Below are 20,129 nucleotides of genomic sequence, written 5' to 3' on the forward strand. Positions count from 1 at the left end.
GTCCTGATCGTCTCATCGCCTGCGTCGAACTCGACGTCGCTCCATCGCACGATCTCGCCATGGGCGACGTCGTGCTTCAGCTTGAGGCGATGCGCCAGTCCGATCGGCAGGACGCCGGCCTTGAGGCTCGTAGCCGCCGGCACCAGCTTGCCCCACACCGTGTAGCCGCCTTCTCCGTCCAGCATCTCGCCGGCGCGTAGGTTGCGTTTTGCCACGGAAGCGACGTCGCCGCGGAAGCCATGGGGCTGCCCGGTCGGCTCTCCCCGCAGAGCGGCCGACAGAACCGAAATATTCAGCTCGAGCCCGATCAGATGGTAGGGCTTGTACATCGCAGCGTACCGTCCGCTCGCGTCGGTCTTGAGGCCGTATTGCCTTAAGCAGTCGGCGGCATAGTCGTTCGGCGCCTCCAGCACGACGTAAACGCCCCAGCGCAGGTCGCGAAACACCGGCCGGCCGTCGCGCTCGAGCGAGGAGACCACTTCCACGACGCCGGGTCGCTCCAGCACGCCGCCCTTGCTGCGCGGCCGCATGATGTGCGGCAGATCGTCGACGCCGCAGGGCGGAAACAGCAGGCCCTCCGAAGGCACGTCGAGCCCGCAGGCGTTGGCAATTGCGGCCATCTCGATCGCTGATTTGGTGCCGTCGAGGAAGGAGTTGAACATCTGCGGATTCATGCCTGCCGACTGCGCTTCGCCCGCGGTCAAGCCGTAATGCTGCCAGACGCCATGCGGCGTCACGTCGTGATAGGCCGGCAGGTATTTCGTGCCCTTGCCGGCGGCGACCACACGAAAGCCGGTGGCGCGGGCCCAGTCGACCATTTCTGCCGTCAGCGCCGGCTGGTCGCCATAGGCGAGCGAATAGACCACGCCGGCCTTGCGCGCTTCCTCGGCGAGCAGCGGGCCCGCCAGCACGTCGGCCTCGACATTGACCATCACGATATGCTTGCCGGCTGCGATCGCGGCGCGCGCATGCCTGATGCCGACGGCGGGATTGCCGGTCGCCTCCACCACCACATCCATCGCGCCGCCGGCAATGGCGCGTGCGCCGTCATCGGTGAAGACGGTCGCGGCAATGCGTGCCGCGTCCCATCCCACTGTGCGGCAGGCCTCGCGTGCGCGCTCGCGGTCGATGTCGACGATGATGGGCACCTCCAGCCCAGGCGTGTGCGGCACCTGCGCCAGGAACATCGAGCCGAACTTGCCGGCCCCGATCAGCGCGACGCGGACAGGCTTGCCGGTGGCGGCGCGGGCCTGGAGGAGCCGGAAGAGGTTCATGGGGGATTTATCCGATATTTTCAGCTGATACGGCTTGCGCTTGGTCCACCTCTCCCAATGGGAGAGGTGGATGGATGGCGCTCATGGCGGCGACTTTACTCCGCCGCTTGTCGCGGCGCACGCGCGAGCCGCACCAGCGCGTCGTCGTCCACCGTCTTGATCGGCGCAAAATCGCGGTGTGCGATGTACTCCGGCCGCGTCGGTGTGCGGATGTAGTTCGAGACCGCATTCAGCGTCAGGTATACGATCTTGCGCGGGTAGGGCGTGATGTTGCCGCTAGAGCCATGCACGAGATTGCCGTGGAACATCAGCATGCCGCCGGGCTTACCGGTCGGCGCGACGATGCCGCCTTGCTTGACGAGACGCGTCACGGTCTCCTCGTCCAGCGTCCACAGCGGATAGGAGGTGGTCGAGAGGTCATGCGAGGCCTTGAGGTCGCCGGCGTGCTGACTTTGCGGCACCAGCATCAGGGGACCGTTGATCGGCATCACCTCGTCGAGGAAGATCGCGATGTTCATCGCGCGCGGCTCCGGCATGCCGTCGTCGCGCTTCCAGGTGCCGTAATCCTGGTGCCACTGCCAGACATCGCCGGTGAAGGCCGATTTCGCGTTGATCTTGAACTGGTGCATGTAGACCGGCTCGCCGAACAGCTGCTCGACCGGGTCGATCATGCGCGGATGCGCACCGAGGATGCGGAAAGCCTCGTTATAGAGGTGCGCGGCAAACGCGGTGCGCGGCGCGCCGCTCTTCTCGCGCCAGACCTCCGGCCGGTTGGCGTCGTAGATGCCGACCGCCTCGCGCGCGAGCAAGTCCACTTCCTCCTGGCTGAACAATTCGGGCAGGAACAGCCAGCCCTCGCGATGGAAGAACTCCAATTGCTCCTGGGACAGTTTCATGGGTCGTCCTCCTGCTTTGATTTTTGTTATCGCTCGTCATGGCCGGGCTTGACCCGGCCATCCACGTCTTTGGCGGTGGTGGTCGCTACGCCGCCACCTCGTCTGTCGCCCTCAATCTCTCCTCGGTCATCCGTCCCGCCGTCTGCGCATGTGCGAGCGCCGCACGTTCGGCCGCCGCCGAATCGCCAGCGAGAATATGTCCGGCGATATCGGCATGCTCGGCCCAGGCGCTACCGCGATAATCGAGCTCCGACAACACCGTCGCCATCGAGCGGCGCATATGCGGCCATTGCGGCGCGATCGTCTCCTCGATCACGGGATTGCCGGCGAGCTGATAGATCGCGCGATGAAAATCGACGTCGAGCGCAATGAGCTCGGCGAGCGCAGTGTTGCGATCGATCCCGCGTCCGGCGGCGAGCGCCGCCTCCAGCCGCGCGCGTCCCGCCGCGTCGGTGCCGGCGCGCTCCGCGGCGAGCCGCGCCGCCAGCGCATCGATGGCGCCGCGCACCTCATAGAGCTGGCGGATGCGCGCGGGGTCGAGCTGGGTGACTTCGAAACCGCGCCGGCCGCTCTCGGCGACCAGTCCCTGCCGGTGCAACAGGTGCAGCGCATGCGACACCGGCTGGCGCGACACCCCGAGCTTGTCCGCCAACTCGTTCTGCCGGATACGCTGGCCAGGCTGCAGCGTGCGGTCCGAGATCGCCTCCAGGATTCGCGCATAGACCTGGTCGATCAGGTTCGGAAGCGGGTCGAGAGGGATCACGCCGGCGGCTCCGAAAACGCAATGAGAATACGGAATTCCGTATTCGAATCTATAACGCGCCGGCGATGGCGTCAATGAGGACCGGTGCCGTGTCGAAGGTCCTTTTGGCGATCCCCTAAGTCATTGATATTGTTATCGCCGTGTACTGTGCATGGGGTTGTTTTGCCGGACCATGGCCAAGACCCGATCCCGCCTACTCCCCCAGAAACCTCGTTACCACCTCGCCGAACTCCAGCGGCGCCTGCTCGAACATCCAGTGGCCGACATTGGGGATCACCGCCGTCTTGCTGCCCGTGATGTGCGCGGCCAGCACGCGCCACATCACCGACAGGCTTCCCGTCGTCGCGCCGCCGCCGATCAGCAGCGTCGGCGTCCGGATCGCCTGCGCGTCCGCGAGCGTGTAGGGCCGCCGCTGCTCGTTGATCTGGCCGAGAAAGGTGATGGCGTTGTCGCGCAGTTGCTGCTTGGCCGCTGCCGGCACGCGCCGCCACGAGCCGTCGCCCTCGATGCCTTCGTAGAAATTCTGCAGCGCGCCCTCGATGTCGCCGGCGCGGATCATCTCGACGGAACGTGCGGTCTTCGCGGCCAGCGGCGGGTGCGCGGGCGTGCCTTCCGGCGTCGGCAGGCTGGCATCGAGATCGCCGCCCGGCTCGGCGAGCACCAGCTTTCGCAGCAGATCAGGCCGCGCCTGGGCGACCCGAAACGCGATGTGCCCACCGCGCGAATGGCCCATCAGATCGACCGGCGCTGGCCTGACCTGCTCGATGAAGCCGATCACGTCGGCGACGTGCTGGGCCATCTTGTAGTCGTCGCCGGCGGCGCCCCAGTGCTCGGGAAAGAAGTGCCGCAGGCTCACCGAGATGACGCGATGAGATTTCGACAGCGGGCCGAGCACGGAATACCAGGTGCGGAAATCCCCGAGCGTGCCGTGCACGCAGACCAGCGGCGGACCTTCTCCGACTTCGAGATAGGCCATGTCGTAATCGTTGACGCGAATGCTCTGCATGTTCAGCCCGCCAGAAAGTCCAGAACCACTTCGGAATATTTTTGCGGCGCCTGCTCGAACATCGGATGCGTCGCGTTCGGGATCACCGCCGTCTTGGAGTAGGGCACATGCGCGGCCAGCGCATGCAGCACCTTCGGCAGCAGGCCCTTGGTCCGCGCGCCCAGGATGAACAGCGTCGGCATCTTGATCGCCTCCGCATCCGCCTTCGAGAATGGCGGGCGATTGTCGCGGACCTGGCCGATCAGCGTAAAGGCGTTGTCGCGAAGGTTCTGCTTCACCAGGGCCGGCAGCCGCGGCCAGGTGCCGGCGCCTTCCAGTGTGTCGACGAAGACGGCGAGGCCGCCATCGACATCGCCGGCCGCGATCTTCTCCGCCGAGGCCGTGAACCGCGCCAGCAGCGGCGAGGGGCCGCCGGCATAATCCGGATCGAGGCTCGCATCGAGCTCGCCGCCGGGCTCGGCCAGGATCAGCCTGCGTAGTAGATCCGGCCGGCGTTGCGCGACTCGGAAGCAGATGTGCCCGCCGCGGGAATGGCCCATCAGGTCGACCGGGCCGAGGTCGAGCGTCTCGATGAAGGCGATGACGTCGTCGACATGCTGGGCGATCGAATAGGTGTTTCCTACACCGTCCCACCGATCGGGAAAGAAGTGCCTGAGGCTGACGGCGATCACCCGGTGCCGTTGCGTCAGCGGTCCGAGCACGCAGCCCCAGACGCGGAAGTCGTTGAGCGAGCCGTGCACGCAGACCAGCGGCGGCCCGCCTTTGTCCTGGCCCACGTCGAGATAGGGCATGTCGTAACCGTTGACGTGGAGGCTTTGCATTCTGGGCTCGCGCGAAGGAACAGGAACTCCTGTGCAAGATTCCCGGAAACCGGGTGGATCGCAACTATTTCCAAGCCTAGATTTAGCTTGAGATCACACTGGGGGCCTGCGACGAGGAAGCAAGCCAGGAACCAAGCCATGACCGACCAGCATTTTGCCCTGTTCGACACCAGGATCGGCCTCTGTGCCGTCGCCTGGGGTCCGCGCGGCATCAATGGCACGCAACTGCCGATGGGCGGCGAGCAGAAGATCCGCACCCGCATCAGCCAGCGCCATGCTGACGCCACCGAAGCCGAGCCGACCGCCGAAGTGCAGCAGGCGATCGACCGGATCTCAAATTTGCTCGCGGGCGAGCCTGACGACCTCACCGACATCCCGCTCGATCTCGATGGCGTTCCCGACTTCAACCGCGGCGTCTACGAGATCGCCCGCGCCATCCCGCCCGGCAGGACCATCACCTATGGCGACATCGCCAAGCAGCTCGGCGGCGTTCAGCTATCGCGCGATGTCGGCCAGGCGCTCGGCCGCAACCCTTGCCCGATCGTCGTGCCCTGCCATCGCGTGCTGGCCGCCGGCAACAAGCCCGGCGGCTTCTCCGCGAATGGCGGCGTGGTGACGAAGCTGAAGATGCTGGAGATCGAAGGCGCGCTGGTGAACCACACGCCGAGCTTGTTTGATTGAGGCTGAGCGCTAAATCCTCGCCGCCGCCTTCGGCCAATATCTGTCGCGCAAATGCCGCTTCACCAGCTTGCCGGTGGGCGTGCGCGGCAGCTCGGCTTCGAAATCGATCGAGCGCGGGCACTTGATCGCGGACAGGCGGCTCTTGCAGTACGCGATCAGGTCGGCTTCGAGCTCCTTGCCGGCGCGACTCATGTCGTGTGGCTGCACCACCGCCTTCACCTCCTCGCCCATCTCCTCGTTCGGCACGCCGAACACGGCGACGTCGGCGATCTCGGGGTGGGTGATCAGCACGTCCTCGGTCTCCTGCGGATAGATGTTCACCCCTCCGGAGATGATCATGTAGGACTTGCGATCGGTGAGAAACAGGAAGCCGTCCTTGTCGAGATAGCCGACGTCGCCCAGCGTCGACCAGCCTTTGGCGTTGTAGGCCTTTTTCGTCTTCTCGGGATCATTGTGATAGGTGAACGCGGGCGCGTCGGCGAAATAGACCGTTCCGATCTCGCCGGTCGGCTGTTCCTCGTCGTTCTCGTCCAGGATCTTGATCTTGCCGACCACGGCGCGGCCGACGCTGCCGCGATGCTCCAGCCATTGCTGCGAGTTGCAGACGGTGACGCCGTTGCCTTCCGAACCGGCATAATACTCGATCAGGATCGGTCCCCACCATTCGATCATCTTTGCCTTGACGTCGACGGGGCAGGGGGCTGCGGCGTGGATCGCGCCCTTGAGCGTCGAGACGTCGTATTTCGTGCGGACGTCGTCCGGCAGCTTCAGCATGCGCACGAACATGGTCGGCACCAGCTGAGACTGCGTGACCTTGTATTTTTCGACCAGCTTCAAGAACTCTTCGGCGTCGAAATGCTCCATGATGATGGAGGTGCCGCCGAGCACGATCGCCATCATGTTGAAGCGCAGGGGAGCGGCGTGATAGAGCGGCGCCGGAGACAGATAGGTGCTCTCGGCGTTCATGCCGCACATGTCGGCGCAGAGGACGCGCAGAAACGCGTTCGGCACGTCGATCTTGTTGCCCTCGAACGCCTTCTTGATGCCCTTGGGCCGGCCGGTCGTTCCCGACGAATACAGCATGTCGTAACCGGCGACCTCGTCGGCGATCGGCGTCACCGGCTGCGCTGCCGCTTCCTTGTCGTAGGAGCGGAATCCCGGCAGCGGTTCGTCCATCATGTAGAAGATCGGCTCGCCCGGTGTGCCCTTGATCAGGGCCTTGATCTGGTCGGCGCATTTCGGCGTGGTGATCACGACCTTGGCGCCGCAGTCGGCGATGATGTAGTCGATCTCGTCCTGCTTCAGATAACGGCTGATCGCGGTGTAATAGAGCCCGCTGCGTTGTGCCGCCCAGCAGATCTCCATGAAGGCGAGGCGGTTCTCCATCAGCAGCGCGATGTGGTCGCCGGCCTTCAGGCCGAGCGACCGGAACAGGTTTGCGCCCTGGTTCGAGAGCTCGTCCAGCTCGCGATAGCTGATCGCCTTGCCGGTCCCGGCCATCCGGTAGGCGATCTTGTCGGGCGTGGTGCGGGCGTGGATGGAGGGGTGGGTCATGGCGTTTCCTCAAACCGCGAATGGCGAGCAGCGAATGGCGAATAGGGAAGGGCAAACCGCTCTTCGCCTACTCACCATTCGCTGCTCGCCATTCACTACTCGCTTTTGTTTTGTTACAGCCGCTCGACGATCGTGACGTTGGCCATGCCGCCGCCTTCGCACATGGTCTGCAGGCCGTAGCGCTTGCCGCGCTGGTGCAGCGCGTGCACCAGCGTCGTCATCAGCTTGGTGCCGGAGCCGCCGAGCGGATGGCCGAGCGCGATGGCGCCGCCATTGACGTTGAGGCGCGCCGGATCGGCGCCGGTGGTCTTCAGCCACCCGGTGGGCACCGAGGCGAAGGCCTCGTTGACCTCGAACAGGTCAATGTCGTCGATCGTCATGCCGGCCTTCTCCAGCGCACGCTTGGTGGCGTGCAGCGGTGCGTCCAGCATGATCACGGGATCGCCGCCCATCATCGTCATGTGGTGGATGCGCGCCAGCGGCTTGACGCCGAGCTGCTTCAAGCCGCGCTCGTTCACGACCATCACGCCGGAGGCGCCGTCGCAGATCTGGCTGGCACTCGCCGCGGTGAGCTTGCCGTTCTCGGCGATCAGCTTGACGCCCTTGATGCCGTCGAGCGTGGCGTCGAAGCGGATGCCTTCGTCGATGTGGTGGGTGTCCTTGGAACCGTCGGCGCGGGTGATCTCCAGCGGCACGATCTCCTTCTTGAAGTGGCCGGCTTGGGTCGCCGCGATCGCGCGCTGGTGGCTGTTGTAGGAGTACTCGTCGAGCTCATCCTTCGACAGGCCATACTTCTCGGCCATCATCTCCGCGCCGGTAAACTGGCTGAACACGATGTTCGGATATTTGTGCTCGATGCCCGGGCTCTTGTAATTGCCAAAGCCGTTCTTGGCCGGAAGCTGCGAGGAAAGACCCATCGGCACGCGCGTCATCGATTCCACGCCGGCAGCGATCACCACGTCCATCGCGCCGGACATCACGGCCTGCGCCGCGAAGTGCAGCGCCTGCTGCGAGGAGCCGCATTGGCGGTCGATCGAGGTGCCAGGCACGCTCTCCGGCAATTTCGAGGCCATGATCGCGTTGCGCGCGACGTTGTTGGACTGCTCGCCGACCTGCATCACGCAGCCCATGATCACGTCCTCGACCAGGGCGGGATCGACCCTGGTGCGATCGACCAGCTCGTCCAGCACTTTTGCGGCGAGATCGGCCGGATGCCAGCCGGCGAGGCGGCGCCCCTTGCGCCCGCCGGCGGTACGCGCAGCGGCGACGATATAAGCCTCGGCCATTTCGGTCTCTCCCTGGATTGTTCTGTATCGCTGTGGACTGTCGGGGCGGATTTAAGGGTCGAGTTATCGTTTAGTCAATCGATCAATTAACTCTTGTGATGAGACGCTGCTTCGGCTTATCTGCGGCCGCCCATGCGGTGAGAACAGGGATATCCGTGACTACCAGCGTACCGAACAGGCTTCCCAGCGGAAAGAATTCCACGGCAGAGAAATTGCTCGTGGCCGCGAGCGAACTGATGATCGAACGCTCATCCATCGAGATATCGCTCTCCGACATCGCCCAGAAGTCCGGCGCCAACGCCGCGCTCGTCAAATACCATTTCGGCAACAAGGACGGCCTGCTGCTGGCGCTGCTTGCGCGCGATGCCGCGACCGAGATGTCCAATCTGGAATATCTGCTGGCGCAGCCGATCAATTCGACCGCGAAGCTGAAGCTGCATATCGCCGGCATCATCCGCGCGTATCACCGGTTTCCCTACATGAACCGGCTGATCCACTATCTGCTGCATGAGACCAACGCCGGCTCCGCCGACGAGGTCTCGAAGTTCTTTGTCGCGCCGTTGCTCGACTTTCATCGCCGCCTGCTCGCCGAAGGCGTCAGCCGCGGCGAGTTCCGCGCCACCGATCCGGTGCTGTTCTACACCAGCCTGATCGGAGCCTGCGATCATCTGTTCTTCGGCCGGCACGCGATGTCTCGCGCGACCGGCGTCGGCCCGGTCACCGACGACGTCTGCCGGCAATACATCAAGCACATGGAAACGCTGATCTGCGGCGGCATCCTCGCGCAAGCCGAGGAAGCCGTCGCGGCCGGATGATCCGGCCAACGCTCCAAAGTCCAGAGAAGAAACGCCCAAGGAAAGGTACAAGCGATGCAGTTGAAAGACGTAGCCGTTCTCATCACGGGCGGCGGTTCGGGCCTCGGTGAAGCGACCGCCCGCGCCATGGCGGCCAAGGGCGCCAAGATCGGCGTGATCGACCAGAACAAGGACAACGCCGAGAAGGTCGCCGCCGAGGTGAAGGGCGTCGCGCTTCATGCCGACGTCACCGACGAGGACGGCATCAAGGCCGCGATCGCCAAGGCGGAAGCTGCGCATGGCGTCGCGCGCGTGCTGATGAACTGCGCCGGCATCGGCGGCTCGCAACGCATCGTCGGCAAGGACGGCGTCTATCCGCTGGCCAAGTTCGCGCGCATCATCAACGTCAACCTGATCGGCACCTTCAACTGCCTGCGATTGTTCGCCGAGCGCCTCGTCACGATCGAGCCGATCGGTGAAGAGCGCGGCGTCATCATCAATACGGCTTCGGTCGCCGCTTACGAGGGCCAGATCGGCCAGATCGCCTATTCTGCGTCGAAGGGCGGCGTCGTCGGCCTCACGCTTCCAGCCGCGCGTGACCTCGCCAGCCAGAAGATCCGCGTCAACACCATTGCGCCCGGCCTGTTCCTGACGCCGCTGCTGATGGGCCTCAACGAAGAGGCCCGCAAGAGCCTCGGGGCCCAGGTGCCGCATCCCGCGCGCCTCGGCGACGCCAAAGAATATGGCTCGCTCGCCGTGCATATCGTCGAGAACCCGATGCTCAACGGCGAAACCATCCGTCTCGATGGCGCAATTCGGATGGCGCCAAGGTAACCTCGCTGTTTTTCCCTTCTCTCCTTGTGGGAGAAGGTGGCGCGGAGCGCCGGATGAGGGGTATGCATCCGCGGAGACAGACCCCTCACCCAAGCGAGTATGTGGCTAGCGATGTACATGCCCTCCCCCACAAGGGGAGAGGGCGCAATAACCGCCACTTCAAGCGCGGATGCAGGAGCGCTCTCATGTCCCAACCGCTGCTGATCGAGCACAACGACGGCATCGACACCGTGACGCTCAATCGCCCGGAGAGTTTGAATGCGCTCGATCCTGCGTTGATCGACGCGCTCAACGTCTATTTCCAGGGCCTCCTGCGCAACCGCGACACGCGCGTCGTGGTGCTCAGGGGCGCCGGCAGGAACTTTTGCGCAGGCCTCGACCTCAAGGCGGCGATGGCGCGCCGTGCCGGGCAGCAGGAGCCGCCCGGCGTCACGGAGTCGCTGGACTCGCAGCGTCGCATTGCCGACATCGTGATGTTGATGCGGCGCTGTCCGCAGCCGATCCTTGCGCTGGTGCAGGGCGCAGCGGCCGGCGGCGGTTTTGCGCTTGCGCTTGCGTCCGACATCCGCATCGCGACGCGATCGGCGCGGATGAACTGCGCCTTCATCAAGCTCGGCCTCGGCGGCTGCGACATCGGCACCAGCTATTTCCTGCCCCGCCTCGTCGGCGTCTCCGTGGCATCGGAACTGATCCTCACGGGACGCTTCATCGGTGCCGAGCGCGCGCTGGCCGTTGGGCTCGTGTCGGAGGTCGTCGACGAGGACAAGCTCGATGATGCGGCCGAATCCTACATCGATGCGATGATGACGGCCTCGCCTGTCGGCCTGCGGCTGTCAAAAGAATGTCTCAACATGAGCGTCGATGCGGGGGCGCTGGAAGCCGTTATCGCGATGGAGGACCGCAACCAGGTCCTCTGCAGCCGCTCCGAGGAATTTTCGGAAGGCATCAGGGCCTTCCTTGAGAAGCGAAAGCCTGTCTATATCAAGCGCTGAAACGAGAACGATCCGCAAAGGACGATAATTCCGGGAGACGCAAAATGAGTGGAAGCGCGGCGGCGGTGATGACGAAGCCCGCCTTTCGCAAGGTCGAGTGGCTCGCGCGCGACATCGACGTGGAGCGCCGCGCCGATGGCACGGTGGTGCTGAAGTCGCGCATTCCGCTGCAGTCTTACGAGACGCATCTTCCGGCCTCGCTGGCGAAATGGGCGAAGGAAGCGCCCGAACGCATCTGGCTCGCGCAGCGCGGCGGTCCGAACCGCGAATGGCGAAAGGTCTCCTATGGCGAAGCCAAGCGCACCGTCGATGCGCTGACGCAGGCGCTGCTCGATCTCAGGCTCGACGGCCGCCCGGTCACGATCCTCTCCGGCAATTCGATCGAGCATGCGCTAATGACGCAGGCCGCCATGCAGGCGCGTTCGCCGGCCGCGCCGGTGTCGCCAGCCTACTCCTTGATGAGTCACGATCACGTCAAGCTGAAATATTTGTTCGACCTGATCAAGCCGGCCGTCGTGATGGTGCAGGACGGCCCGACCTTCGAGAAAGCGCTGAAGGCGCTCGATCTCACCGGCGTCACGGTGGTTCATGTCCTGCGTCCCTGCGACGGCGTCAAGAGCGTCAGCTTTGCCGAACTCGCGGCAACCCCCGTGACCTCCGAGGTCGAAGCGTCGATCACGAAGATCACGCCGCAGACCGTCGGCAAGCTGCTCTTCACCTCCGGTTCGACCGGCATGCCAAAAGCCGTCATCAACACGCAGGAGATGATGTGCGCCAATGCGGCCATGATGATGCAGGTGCGGCCGCGCACGCCGGGCGGTCCGCTGTCGACCATGCTGGACTGGATGCCGTGGAATCACACCATGGGCGGCAACGCCGCATTCCACCCCGTTCTGGTCGACGGCGGTACGCTCTATATCGACGACGGCAGGCCGATGCCAGGCCAGTTCGAGGAGACGCTGCGCAATTTGCGCGAGATCTCGCCGACCTATTACGCCAACGTGCCCGCCGGCTATGCCGCGCTCGCTTCAGCGATGGAGAAGGACGACGCGCTGTGTCGCTCCTTCTTCAAGAATCTCTCGATCATGGCCTATGGCGGCGCGCGGTTGCCGGACGATCTCTACGACCGCATGCAGGCCCTCGCGGTGAAGACCACCGGCGAACGCATCGTGTTCTACACCGGCTGGGGCTCCACCGAGACCGCGCCGACCTCGACCGGCACCTATTGGGATACCGAGCGCGTCGGCCTGATCGGCCTGCCGTTCCCCGGCGTCGAACTGAAGATGGTGCCGTGCGGCTCGAAATACGAGCTGCGCCTGCGCGGCGTCAACGTCACGCCCGGCTATTTCGGCCAGCCTGATCTCACCAGGAAGATGTTCGACGAGGAAGGATTTTACTGCATCGGCGACGCCGGCATCTTCGTCGACGATGCCGATCCGGTGAAGGGCATCATCTTTGCCGGCCGCGTCGTCGAGGACTTCAAGCTCACCACCGGCACGTTCGTGCATGTCGGCTCGCTCCGCACCGACGCGATCGCGGCGGCGACGCCCGTCGTGCATGACGCGCTGGTCGCCGGGCAGGATCGCGCTTTCATCGGGCTGCTGGCCTGGCCGAACCTGCACGCCTGCCGCCAGCTCGTCGGCGATGCCGATCTCGGCTTCGAGGCTGCGGTGAAGCATCCGGAGGTGATCGCCTGCTTCAAGCGCGGGCTGGAAGCGCACAACCGGCAATGCGAAGGCGCCAGCAGCCGCATCATCGCGCGTGCCATGCTGATGGCCGAGCCGCCCTCGATCGACGGCAACGAGCTCACCGACAAGGGCTACATCAATCAGCGCGCCGGCCTCGAACGCCGCATTGGATTGGTCGAGCGGCTCTATGCCGACGAACCGGATCAAGACGTCATCATTCTCAAGTAATCGACATCATCAACACGGGTACGCGCCATGAACTTCGATTTCTCCGACGACCAGAAGCAGCTCCGCGACCAGGCGCGCAAATTCCTCACCGAGAAGTGCTCGCCCAAGGCGGTGCGAATCGTGCTCGACGGCAAGGCGCCCTATGACAAGAAGCTATGGAAGGGGCTCGCCGAGATGGGCTTTCTCGGCGTTGCGATTCCCGAGGATTTCGGCGGCGCGGGCGCGGGTCATCTCGAGCTGTGTGTGATCGCGGAAGAGATGGGCCGGGCGAATGCGCCGGTGCCGTTCTCCTCGACCGTTTATCTCGCCGCCGAAGCGCTGCTGATCGCCGGCAGCGACGCACAGAAGAAGAAGTGGTTGCCCGCAATCGCTTCGGGCGAAGCAATCGGCACGCTGGCGTTGTTCGAGGGCAAGGGCAATCCGTCGCCGAAGAACGTCAAGCTCACCGCTGCGAACGGCGTGCTCAACGGCGTCAAGAGGCCGGTTGCGGACGGTGCGGTCGCGGACTTCGCAGTCGTTGCCGCCCGCACCGGCACGAGCGGTCGCGACAGCGATATCTCGCTGTTCCTGGTCGATCTCAAGGCGGGCGGCGTCGAGGTCAAGAGTCTCACCAATCTCGATCCGACTCGTGGGCAGGCCGAGATCGCTTTCAAGGACTGCAAGGCCGAGCCGCTCGGTGCTGCCGGCGAAGGCTGGAGCATTCTGACGCAGGTGCTCGATCGCGCCGCGGTGCTGTGTGCGTTCGAGCAGGTCGGCGGCTCCGACCGCGCGCTGGAGATGGGCCGCGACTACGCGCTCGACCGCATCGCCTTCGGCCGCCAGATCGGCTCGTTCCAGGCAGTGAAGCACATGCTCGCCGACATGTACGTGTCGGCGACGCTGGCGCGTTCCAACAGCTATTACGGGGCGTGGGCGCTCTCCACCAACGCGGCCGAATTGCCGGAAGCGGCTGCCGCCGCGCGCATCAGCGCGACGCAGGCATTCCAGCACTGCGCCAAGAACAACATCCAGGTTCACGGCGGCATGGGATTCACCTGGGAGTTCGATTGCCACATGTATTATCGCCGCGCCAACGCCATGGCGCTCGGCCTCGGCAGCCTCACCTATTGGGAAGACCAGCTGATCGACCGCATGCGCAAGAAGAACGCGGCGTAAGCGAAGGACGACGTCATGAACTTCGACGATACTCCGCAAGAGGCCGAATTTCGCGCCACCGCCCGCGCCTGGATCGCGGCGAACGCGCCAAAGCAGTACGAGGACGAGCTGCGCAAATCATCGCTCGGCCGCACCCAGCTCAAGAACGCCAACATTCTCGAAGTCGCCAAGGCGTGGCAGAAGAAGAAGGCCGATGCCGGTTGGGCCTGCCTGCACTGGCCCAAGGACTATGGCGGCCGCGGCGCCTCGCCGATCGAGCGCGTGATATGGCAGCAGGAAGAGGGGCCGTTCGGAAAACTCTCCGGAATGTTCATCATCGGCCACGGCATGTGCGGGCCGACCGTGATGGCGTTCGCGCGCGAGGAGCATAAGCGCACCTATCTGCCGCCGCTCGCCTCCGGCGAAAAGGTCTGGTGCCAGCTGTTCTCCGAACCGGCGGGTGGTTCCGACGTCGCGGGCCTGCGCACGCGCGCGGAGAAGGATGGCGACGAATGGGTCGTCAACGGCCAGAAGATCTGGACGTCGGGCGCGCATTATTCCGACTATGGTATCCTCCTGACCCGCACCGATCCCACCGTGCCCAAGCACAAGGGCCTCACCATGTTCTTCCTGGACATGAAGAGCCCGGGTGTCGAGGTGCGGCCGATCAAGCAGGCGAGCGGCGCGTCCGACTTCAACGAGGTCTATTTCACCAACGTCCGCATCCCCGACCACCAGCGCCTCGGCGAGGTCGGTGACGGCTGGAACGTCTCGCTGACCACGCTGATGAACGAGCGCATGTCGATCGGCGCGGGCGTCTCGACCGGCTTCCCCGAGTTGCTCGAGTATTGCACGAGCCTGATGCTCGACGACGGCCCGGCGATCGAGGATCGCGCGGTGCGCTCGAAGCTCGCCAGCTGGGCGGTGAAGGCGAGCGGCCTGCGCTACACCAGCATGCGCGCGATCTCGGCGCTGTCGAAGGGGGAGCGGCCGGGTCCGGAAAACTCCATCGGCAAGCTGGTCGCGGGCTCGATGATCCAGGACGTTGCGACCTATGCGCTGGATCTGCAGGGCGCGAGCGGCGTCGTCAGCGGTCCGGAGGATGCCGAAGTCGCCGGCCGTTTCCAGGCCATGCTGCTGCGCGCGCCCGGCACGCGCGTCGAAGGCGGCACCGACGAGATCATGCGCAACATCATCGCCGAGCGGGTCCTGGGTCTGCCCGGCGACATCCGTGTCGACAAGGACGTGCCGTTCAACAAGATCCCGACGAAGGGAAGAGGTTAGAGGTCCGCCATGAATTTCGACGACACCCCGCAGGAAGCCGCATTCCGCGAGACCGCACGCAAATGGATCGCCGCCAATGCACCGAAAGAGCTCGAGGCCGAGCTGTCAAAATCATCGCTCGGCCGCATCCGGCTCGCCAAGCACGACATCGTCGATGTCGGCAAAGCCTGGCAGAAGAAGAAGGCCGAAGGCGGCTGGGCCTGCCTGCACTGGCCGAAGGAGTATGGCGGCCGAGGCGCCACCCCGATCGAGCGCGTGATCTGGCAGCAGGAGGAGGGCATCTACGGCAAGCTGACGCAGCCGTTCCAGATCGGCGAGGGCATGTGCGGTCCGACCGTGATGGCGTTCGGCAGCGAGGACGCCAAGCGCCGCTGTCTGCCGAAGCTCGCCGCGGGCGAGGAGATCTGGTGTCAGCTGTTCTCCGAGCCGTCCGCCGGCTCCGACGTCGCCGGCTTGCGTACGCGCGCGGAGAAGAAGGGCGACCAGTGGGTCGTCAACGGCCAGAAGATATGGACCTCGGGTGCGCACTATTCCGACTACGGCCTTTTGATCGCGCGCACCGATCCGAACGTGCCCAAGCACAAGGGCCTCACCATGTTCTTCCTGGACATGAAGAGCCCCGGCGTCGAGGTCCGTCCGATCAAGCAGGCCAACGGCATGCAGGAGTTCAACGAGGTCTATTTCACCGATGTCGTGATCCCCGACAGCCAGCGCCTCGGCGCGGTCGGCGAGGGTTGGAGCGTGTCGCTGACCACGCTGATGAACGAGCGCATGTCGATCGGCTCGCGGCTCGCGACCGGCGTCCCCGAGATGTTCGAGTTCTGCTCGAATCTGATGATGGAGGACGGGCTCGCGATCGATGATCCCGCGGTGCGTTCCAAGCTTGCGAGCTGGGCGGTTAAGTCGAGCGGGCTGAAATACACCAGCTACCGCGCGATCTCGGCGCTGTCGAAGGGCGATCGGCCGGGCCCGGAGAACTCGATCGGCAAGCTGGTGTCGGGCATGATGCTCCAGGACATCGCGAGTTACGCCATGGACCTCCAGGGCGCGGCGGGCGTTCTCACCGGCGCGGACGAGGAGACGGTGCAGGGCCAGTTCCAGCAGATGCTGCTGTCGTCGCCCTCGATGCGCATCGCCGGCGGCACCGACGAGATCCTGCGCAACATCATCGCAGAGCGCGTGCTGGGCCTGCCGGGCGATATCCGTGTCGACAAGGACGTGCCGTACAACAAGATCCCGACCAAGGGACGGTGATGTGGCCTCTCGCTGTATCTCGTATGGTGGGCAAAGCGAAGCGTGCCCACCCTATGCAGATGCGCCGGGGTAAGTCTGTCGGTGGGCACGGCGCGATGCGCCTTGCTCACCCTACGAAGAGAAGAGCGTGAGCTGATCCATGGACGCTAAGGTAAAACAGAACGACCGCATCGGCGTGCTCGAGGAGCTCCTCAACGAGCGCTACTCGGTGCGGGCCTTCCTGGCCAAAGAGGTCGATCGCGCCACCATCGAGCACGTGCTCAGGACCGCGCAGCGGACGGCGTCCTGGTGCAACAGCCAGCCCTGGCAGGTCGTCATCGCCAGCGGTGAGGCCAAGGAGCGCTTCCGCAAGCTGATCTACAAGGAAGCTTCGGGCGGGCTCGGCGACGACTACGACTTCACGCCGCCGCGCGAATATGTCGGCGCCTATCTGGAACGCCGGCGCGAGAGCGGGTTCCAGCTCTACAATACGCTCGGCATCGCGCGTGGCGACAAAATGGCCTACGCCCGGCAGGCGCTGGAGAATTACAATTTCTTCGGCGCACCGCATGTCGCCGTCATTCACACCAACGAGCCGCTCGGCATCTACGGTGCGATCGATTGCGGTGCCTATGTCAGCAATTTCATGCTGGCCGCGCAGGCGCTCGGGCTCGGCACGATCCCGCAGGCGGCGCTCGCGCGCCACTCCGGCCTGATCCGCCGCCACTTCAATCTGCCTGACGACCGCCGCGTGGTCTGCGGCATCTCGTTCGGCTATGCCGATGACGCCCACAAGGTCAACAGCTACCGCACCTCGCGGGCAAGCGTGGCCGAGACCGTAACTTTCGTGGAAGAGTGATCGCGTGGAGTAGTGATCGCGGGCAAGCCCTGCGATCAGATTTTCAGACGCGGAAAGGCGGCCGCGGAAGCGGCCGCCTTCATTCCGTCTCGGTCCGATGACGCCGGCCGTCAGCCGCCGCTGCCGCCGATCACGGCCCGCACGGTCTCGTCAGGCCCAAAATCCTCGGCGCCGTCGACATAGAGCAGCGCGGCGAGCTTGGAGCGGGCGCGGTTGACCCGGCTCTTGATCGTGCCGACGGCGCAGCCGCAGATCGAAGCCGCGTCCTCGTAGGAAAAGCCCGAGGCGCCGACCAGGATCAAGGCTTCGCGCTGATCCTGCGGAAGCTTGTCGAGCGCCGTGCGGAATTCCTCGAATTCGAGATGCGCATTCTGCGAGGGCTGCGTCTTCAGCGTCTTGGCGTAGTTGCCTTCGGCATCCTCCACCTCGCGCCGCCGCTTGCGATAGTCGGAGCGGAACAGGTTGCGCAGGATCGTGAACAGCCACGCCGGCAGATTGGAGCCGGGCTGGAACGAGTCGATGTTGGCAAGCGCGCGCAACAGCGTCTCCTGCACCAGATCGTCGGCGCGATCGGCGTTGCCGCTGAGCGAGATGGCGAACGCGCGCAGACTGGGCACGGCCGCCAGGATGTCGTTACGCAGGGAGTCCGTGAGAGGCATTAATCCCTCCCATTGTTGTTGTCGTTGGAGCCCCCATTGGCTTGATCTTGGGGAGTACCTCCCGGCGCATCAAGCTTCTTGATCAACTCGGCGAACCGGTCCGGAACCCCCTGCCGCACCACGTCGTCGTACATGGCACGCAGTTGATGCCCAATCCGGGATTGTATCTCCGGAGTGAGCCCTCCTTTACCGGGGGTCGTGCTTTTGCTGGCTTGAGACTTGAGATCTTTCATGACCTGTTCCACGTTTCCCCGAGTTAAGTGACTGTAAAATCGAGAAGTTTCCTCAACCGGGAGCCGTTCCCTGGATAGGCTCAATGCGAGCTGCGAGAAAAAGTTCCGCCTGATGCGGAACTTTTCTGAAGCTGAGGCGTCATCAGCCCAGCAGGGGAACCCGGGCCCCCCGCGTATTGCCTTTACCTTGAGGTTGGCCCGAAGATGAATGGAGTGGGGATGTCCCGTTCACAGCTTGTTGCTGAACACTTGCCGTTGTTGCGCCGGTACGCGCGCGCCCTGACGGGCAGCCAGGCCTCCGGTGACGCCTATGTCGCAGCCATGTTGGAAGCCATGCTGGGAGATCCGTCGGTGCTCGACGAGAGCCACGGGCCGCGCGTTGGGCTGTTCCGGCTGTTTACCCAGATCTGGAATTCCGTCTCCGTCAACGACGATGCAGAGGTGACGACCCTGCCGATGCCGCCCGAGCGGCGGCTGTCGAACATCACGCCGCTGCCGCGGCAGGCTTTCCTGCTGCTCTCGCTCGAGGGATTTTCGGAAGAGGAGGTCGGCTACATTCTCGGCACCGACGTCGCCGAGACGCGGCGGCTTGCCGATGCCGCAGGCCGGGAGATGGCCGCCGAGATCGCCACCGACGTGCTGATCATCGAGGACGAGACCTTCATCGCCATGGACCTCGAGAGCCTGGTGAAGAATCTGGGCCACAACGTCGTCGGCGTCGCGCGCACCCACGCCGATGCGGTGGCGCTGGCCAAGAACAAGCGGCCCGGCCTGATCCTCGCGGACATCCAGCTCGCCGACGGCTCGTCGGGCCTCGACGCCGTCAACGAGCTGCTCCGCACCTTCGAGGTGCCGGTCGTGTTCATCACCGCATATCCGGAGCGCTTCCTTACCGGCGAGCGCCCCGAGCCGGCGTTCCTGATCTCGAAACCGTTCCAGCCCGCAATGGTGTCGGCGGTGGCGAGCCAGGCGCTGTTCTTCCAGCGCAACTCGCGCAACCGCGCGCCAAAGGTCCCTGCGGCCTGAGCTGGCGCGGCCCGCCATTCGGCGATGACGATTTGATCCGGCGTGCTGCAGGGCACGCCGGATTTTTCGTGCCTGCTTGAGCCGCTTGACGGGCGTTGCGTTCGCCGCCCATACCTCGTGCATTCCCCAATCGGAGCCGCACCAATGGACCAGCAACTCCTCGACCGCCTCGCCATCCGCGACCTCGTCGAGAACTGGGCGGTGTGGCGCGACGCCGGCGACTGGGAGCGCTTTGCCACGGTCTGGCATGAAGAGGGCTGGATGTCTGCCACCTGGTTTCAGGGACCGGCCCGGGAATTCATGCGCGTCAGCCAGGAGGGCTTTGCCAAGGGCGTACGCATCCTGCATTTCCTCGGGGGCACCAGCATCGATCTCGCCGGCGAGCGGGCCATCGCCCAGACCAAAATGACGATCTCGCAGCGCGCGGGCGTGCATGACGTGCCTTGCGACGTCGTCTGCACCGGACGCTTCTACGATTTCCTGGAGAAACGGCAGGGAAAATGGGGCATCGTCCGCCGCCAGCCGATCTACGAGAAGGACCGGATCGACCCGGTCGATCCCGCTGCCACGCTTCAGCTCGACCAGAAGGTGCTCGCCGCGCTGCCCGAAGGCTACCGCCATCTCGCCTACATGCAGGAGCTGATCGGCTACAAGGTCAAGCGCGACATGCCGGGCCTCGCCGGGGCGGAGGTCGAGAAGCTCTATGGCGAGGGGCGGGAATGGCTGGCGGGGAAAGCCAAATAGCCCGAAGCAAAAGTGACCCCCAGACAAAAGTAAGGCGCGACTGGCATCACCACAGTCGCGCCCTACGTCGCCGGCTTATGGGGCAGGGGGGAATAGCCGGCTGTTGAGACGACTCCCTGGCGCGGGAGTCGTTCCAGGGG

Annotated in this window: 21 protein-coding genes (1 of these 21 running past the window's edge); 11 read left to right on the forward strand and 10 right to left on the reverse strand. The window is 64.7% G+C overall.

Going from position 1 to position 20,129, the window contains the following annotated elements:
• The 5 genes from JQ572_RS01750 to JQ572_RS01770 all read right to left on the reverse strand — a co-directional run.
• Nucleotides 1–1,274, reverse strand: the 5' portion of a protein-coding gene (locus JQ572_RS01750) for an NAD(P)H-dependent oxidoreductase (protein WP_211381260.1). It extends 40 nt beyond the left edge of the window; 1,274 of the gene's 1,314 nt are visible here — the first part of the coding sequence; its start codon is at nucleotides 1,272–1,274; its stop codon lies beyond the left edge, outside the window.
• A gap of 95 nt (nucleotides 1,275–1,369) precedes the next feature.
• A complete protein-coding gene (locus JQ572_RS01755) occupies nucleotides 1,370–2,170 on the reverse strand; it encodes a phytanoyl-CoA dioxygenase family protein (protein WP_211381261.1) in 801 nt (266 codons plus the stop codon).
• 85 nt (nucleotides 2,171–2,255) lie between these two features.
• The gene (locus JQ572_RS01760; RefSeq protein ID WP_211381262.1) at nucleotides 2,256–2,933 is read right to left on the reverse strand and encodes a GntR family transcriptional regulator; all 678 of its coding nucleotides are present in this window, start codon (nucleotides 2,931–2,933) and stop codon (nucleotides 2,256–2,258) included.
• Between the two features lie 193 nt (nucleotides 2,934–3,126).
• Entirely contained in the window at nucleotides 3,127–3,939 is an 813-nt protein-coding gene (locus JQ572_RS01765; protein ID WP_211381263.1) for an alpha/beta fold hydrolase, read from the reverse strand.
• Between the two features lie 2 nt (nucleotides 3,940–3,941).
• Nucleotides 3,942–4,760 (reverse strand): alpha/beta fold hydrolase, encoded by an 819-nt coding sequence (locus tag JQ572_RS01770; RefSeq protein WP_211381264.1) that lies wholly within the window; start codon nucleotides 4,758–4,760, stop codon nucleotides 3,942–3,944.
• A 138-nt stretch (nucleotides 4,761–4,898) separates the two neighbouring features.
• On the opposite strand from JQ572_RS01770, the gene JQ572_RS01775 reads away from it, so the two are divergent.
• The gene (locus JQ572_RS01775) at nucleotides 4,899–5,441 is read left to right on the forward strand and encodes a methylated-DNA--[protein]-cysteine S-methyltransferase (RefSeq protein WP_211381265.1); all 543 of its coding nucleotides are present in this window, start codon (nucleotides 4,899–4,901) and stop codon (nucleotides 5,439–5,441) included.
• A gap of 9 nt (nucleotides 5,442–5,450) precedes the next feature.
• Here JQ572_RS01775 and JQ572_RS01780 read toward each other — a convergent pair whose 3' ends face one another.
• The 3 genes from JQ572_RS01780 to JQ572_RS34945 all read right to left on the reverse strand — a co-directional run bounded on the left by JQ572_RS01780 (nucleotide 5,451) and on the right by JQ572_RS34945 (nucleotide 8,537).
• On the reverse strand, nucleotides 5,451–6,995 hold the full coding sequence (locus JQ572_RS01780; RefSeq protein WP_211381266.1) for an acyl-CoA synthetase: 1,545 nt from the start codon (nucleotides 6,993–6,995) through the stop codon (nucleotides 5,451–5,453).
• Between the two features lie 113 nt (nucleotides 6,996–7,108).
• Nucleotides 7,109–8,281, reverse strand: coding sequence for an acetyl-CoA C-acetyltransferase (locus JQ572_RS01785; RefSeq protein WP_211381267.1), 1,173 nt, complete (start codon nucleotides 8,279–8,281; stop codon nucleotides 7,109–7,111).
• An 82-nt stretch (nucleotides 8,282–8,363) separates the two neighbouring features.
• Nucleotides 8,364–8,537, reverse strand: a complete 174-nt coding sequence (locus JQ572_RS34945) for a hypothetical protein (protein WP_249128790.1) — start codon at nucleotides 8,535–8,537, stop codon at nucleotides 8,364–8,366.
• Here JQ572_RS34945 and JQ572_RS01790 point away from each other — a divergent pair.
• The 8 genes from JQ572_RS01790 to JQ572_RS01825 all read left to right on the forward strand — a co-directional run bounded on the left by JQ572_RS01790 (nucleotide 8,518) and on the right by JQ572_RS01825 (nucleotide 17,327).
• Complete coding sequence (locus JQ572_RS01790; RefSeq protein WP_249128791.1) at nucleotides 8,518–9,096, forward strand: TetR family transcriptional regulator; 579 nt, start codon at nucleotides 8,518–8,520, stop codon at nucleotides 9,094–9,096. The genes JQ572_RS34945 and JQ572_RS01790 overlap by 20 nt on opposite strands.
• A gap of 54 nt (nucleotides 9,097–9,150) precedes the next feature.
• A complete protein-coding gene (locus JQ572_RS01795; RefSeq protein ID WP_211381269.1) occupies nucleotides 9,151–9,909 on the forward strand; it encodes an SDR family NAD(P)-dependent oxidoreductase in 759 nt (252 codons plus the stop codon).
• Between the two features lie 185 nt (nucleotides 9,910–10,094).
• Nucleotides 10,095–10,901, forward strand: coding sequence for an enoyl-CoA hydratase/isomerase family protein (locus JQ572_RS01800; protein WP_211381270.1), 807 nt, complete (start codon nucleotides 10,095–10,097; stop codon nucleotides 10,899–10,901).
• Nucleotides 10,902–10,945: 44 nt separating this feature from the next.
• Entirely contained in the window at nucleotides 10,946–12,817 is a 1,872-nt protein-coding gene (locus tag JQ572_RS01805) for an AMP-binding protein (RefSeq protein ID WP_211381271.1), read from the forward strand.
• A gap of 27 nt (nucleotides 12,818–12,844) precedes the next feature.
• Nucleotides 12,845–13,972 (forward strand): acyl-CoA dehydrogenase family protein, encoded by a 1,128-nt coding sequence (locus tag JQ572_RS01810; protein ID WP_211381272.1) that lies wholly within the window; start codon nucleotides 12,845–12,847, stop codon nucleotides 13,970–13,972.
• A gap of 15 nt (nucleotides 13,973–13,987) precedes the next feature.
• A complete protein-coding gene (locus tag JQ572_RS01815; protein ID WP_211381273.1) occupies nucleotides 13,988–15,235 on the forward strand; it encodes an acyl-CoA dehydrogenase in 1,248 nt (415 codons plus the stop codon).
• Between the two features lie 9 nt (nucleotides 15,236–15,244).
• On the forward strand, nucleotides 15,245–16,489 hold the full coding sequence (locus JQ572_RS01820; RefSeq protein WP_211381274.1) for an acyl-CoA dehydrogenase: 1,245 nt from the start codon (nucleotides 15,245–15,247) through the stop codon (nucleotides 16,487–16,489).
• A gap of 139 nt (nucleotides 16,490–16,628) precedes the next feature.
• Nucleotides 16,629–17,327 carry a nitroreductase gene (locus tag JQ572_RS01825; protein ID WP_211381275.1) on the forward strand — a complete coding sequence of 233 codons (699 nt, stop codon included), beginning with the start codon at nucleotides 16,629–16,631 and terminating at the stop codon, nucleotides 17,325–17,327.
• 110 nt (nucleotides 17,328–17,437) lie between these two features.
• Here JQ572_RS01825 and JQ572_RS01830 read toward each other — a convergent pair whose 3' ends face one another.
• A complete protein-coding gene (locus JQ572_RS01830) occupies nucleotides 17,438–17,986 on the reverse strand; it encodes a sigma-70 family RNA polymerase sigma factor (protein WP_018316216.1) in 549 nt (182 codons plus the stop codon).
• A complete protein-coding gene (locus JQ572_RS01835; protein WP_211381276.1) occupies nucleotides 17,986–18,219 on the reverse strand; it encodes a NepR family anti-sigma factor in 234 nt (77 codons plus the stop codon). Before JQ572_RS01835 ends, JQ572_RS01830 begins: the two co-directional genes overlap by 1 nt.
• A 219-nt stretch (nucleotides 18,220–18,438) precedes the next feature.
• Here JQ572_RS01835 and JQ572_RS01840 point away from each other — a divergent pair, with 219 nt between their 5' ends.
• Nucleotides 18,439–19,245, forward strand: a complete 807-nt coding sequence (locus JQ572_RS01840; protein ID WP_211381277.1) for a response regulator — start codon at nucleotides 18,439–18,441, stop codon at nucleotides 19,243–19,245.
• Between the two features lie 144 nt (nucleotides 19,246–19,389).
• Nucleotides 19,390–19,989 (forward strand): nuclear transport factor 2 family protein, encoded by a 600-nt coding sequence (locus tag JQ572_RS01845; RefSeq protein WP_211381278.1) that lies wholly within the window; start codon nucleotides 19,390–19,392, stop codon nucleotides 19,987–19,989.
• Nucleotides 19,990–20,129 lie beyond the last annotated feature (140 nt).

Origin of the sequence: Bradyrhizobium sp. SZCCT0153 (assembly GCF_018129995.1) — a bacterium.
GTDB classification, from domain to species: Bacteria; Pseudomonadota; Alphaproteobacteria; order Rhizobiales; family Xanthobacteraceae; genus Bradyrhizobium; species Bradyrhizobium japonicum_G.

Coding starts and splice junctions, on each gene's coding strand:
- JQ572_RS01755 (WP_211381261.1), bottom strand. CDS start 2,170: ATGAAACTGTCCCAGGAGCAATTGGAGTTCTTCCATCGCGAGGGCTGG.
- JQ572_RS01765 (WP_211381263.1), bottom strand. CDS start 3,939: ATGCAGAGCATTCGCGTCAACGATTACGACATGGCCTATCTCGAAGTC.
- JQ572_RS01770 (WP_211381264.1), bottom strand. CDS start 4,760: ATGCAAAGCCTCCACGTCAACGGTTACGACATGCCCTATCTCGACGTG.
- JQ572_RS01775 (WP_211381265.1), top strand. CDS start 4,899: ATGACCGACCAGCATTTTGCCCTGTTCGACACCAGGATCGGCCTCTGT.
- JQ572_RS01780 (WP_211381266.1), bottom strand. CDS start 6,995: ATGACCCACCCCTCCATCCACGCCCGCACCACGCCCGACAAGATCGCC.
- JQ572_RS01785 (WP_211381267.1), bottom strand. CDS start 8,281: ATGGCCGAGGCTTATATCGTCGCCGCTGCGCGTACCGCCGGCGGGCGC.
- JQ572_RS01790 (WP_249128791.1), top strand. CDS start 8,518: ATGATCGAACGCTCATCCATCGAGATATCGCTCTCCGACATCGCCCAG.
- JQ572_RS34945 (WP_249128790.1), bottom strand. CDS start 8,537: ATGGATGAGCGTTCGATCATCAGTTCGCTCGCGGCCACGAGCAATTTC.
- JQ572_RS01795 (WP_211381269.1), top strand. CDS start 9,151: ATGCAGTTGAAAGACGTAGCCGTTCTCATCACGGGCGGCGGTTCGGGC.
- JQ572_RS01800 (WP_211381270.1), top strand. CDS start 10,095: ATGTCCCAACCGCTGCTGATCGAGCACAACGACGGCATCGACACCGTG.
- JQ572_RS01805 (WP_211381271.1), top strand. CDS start 10,946: ATGAGTGGAAGCGCGGCGGCGGTGATGACGAAGCCCGCCTTTCGCAAG.
- JQ572_RS01810 (WP_211381272.1), top strand. CDS start 12,845: ATGAACTTCGATTTCTCCGACGACCAGAAGCAGCTCCGCGACCAGGCG.
- JQ572_RS01815 (WP_211381273.1), top strand. CDS start 13,988: ATGAACTTCGACGATACTCCGCAAGAGGCCGAATTTCGCGCCACCGCC.
- JQ572_RS01820 (WP_211381274.1), top strand. CDS start 15,245: ATGAATTTCGACGACACCCCGCAGGAAGCCGCATTCCGCGAGACCGCA.
- JQ572_RS01825 (WP_211381275.1), top strand. CDS start 16,629: ATGGACGCTAAGGTAAAACAGAACGACCGCATCGGCGTGCTCGAGGAG.
- JQ572_RS01830 (WP_018316216.1), bottom strand. CDS start 17,986: ATGCCTCTCACGGACTCCCTGCGTAACGACATCCTGGCGGCCGTGCCC.
- JQ572_RS01835 (WP_211381276.1), bottom strand. CDS start 18,219: ATGAAAGATCTCAAGTCTCAAGCCAGCAAAAGCACGACCCCCGGTAAA.
- JQ572_RS01840 (WP_211381277.1), top strand. CDS start 18,439: ATGTCCCGTTCACAGCTTGTTGCTGAACACTTGCCGTTGTTGCGCCGG.
- JQ572_RS01845 (WP_211381278.1), top strand. CDS start 19,390: ATGGACCAGCAACTCCTCGACCGCCTCGCCATCCGCGACCTCGTCGAG.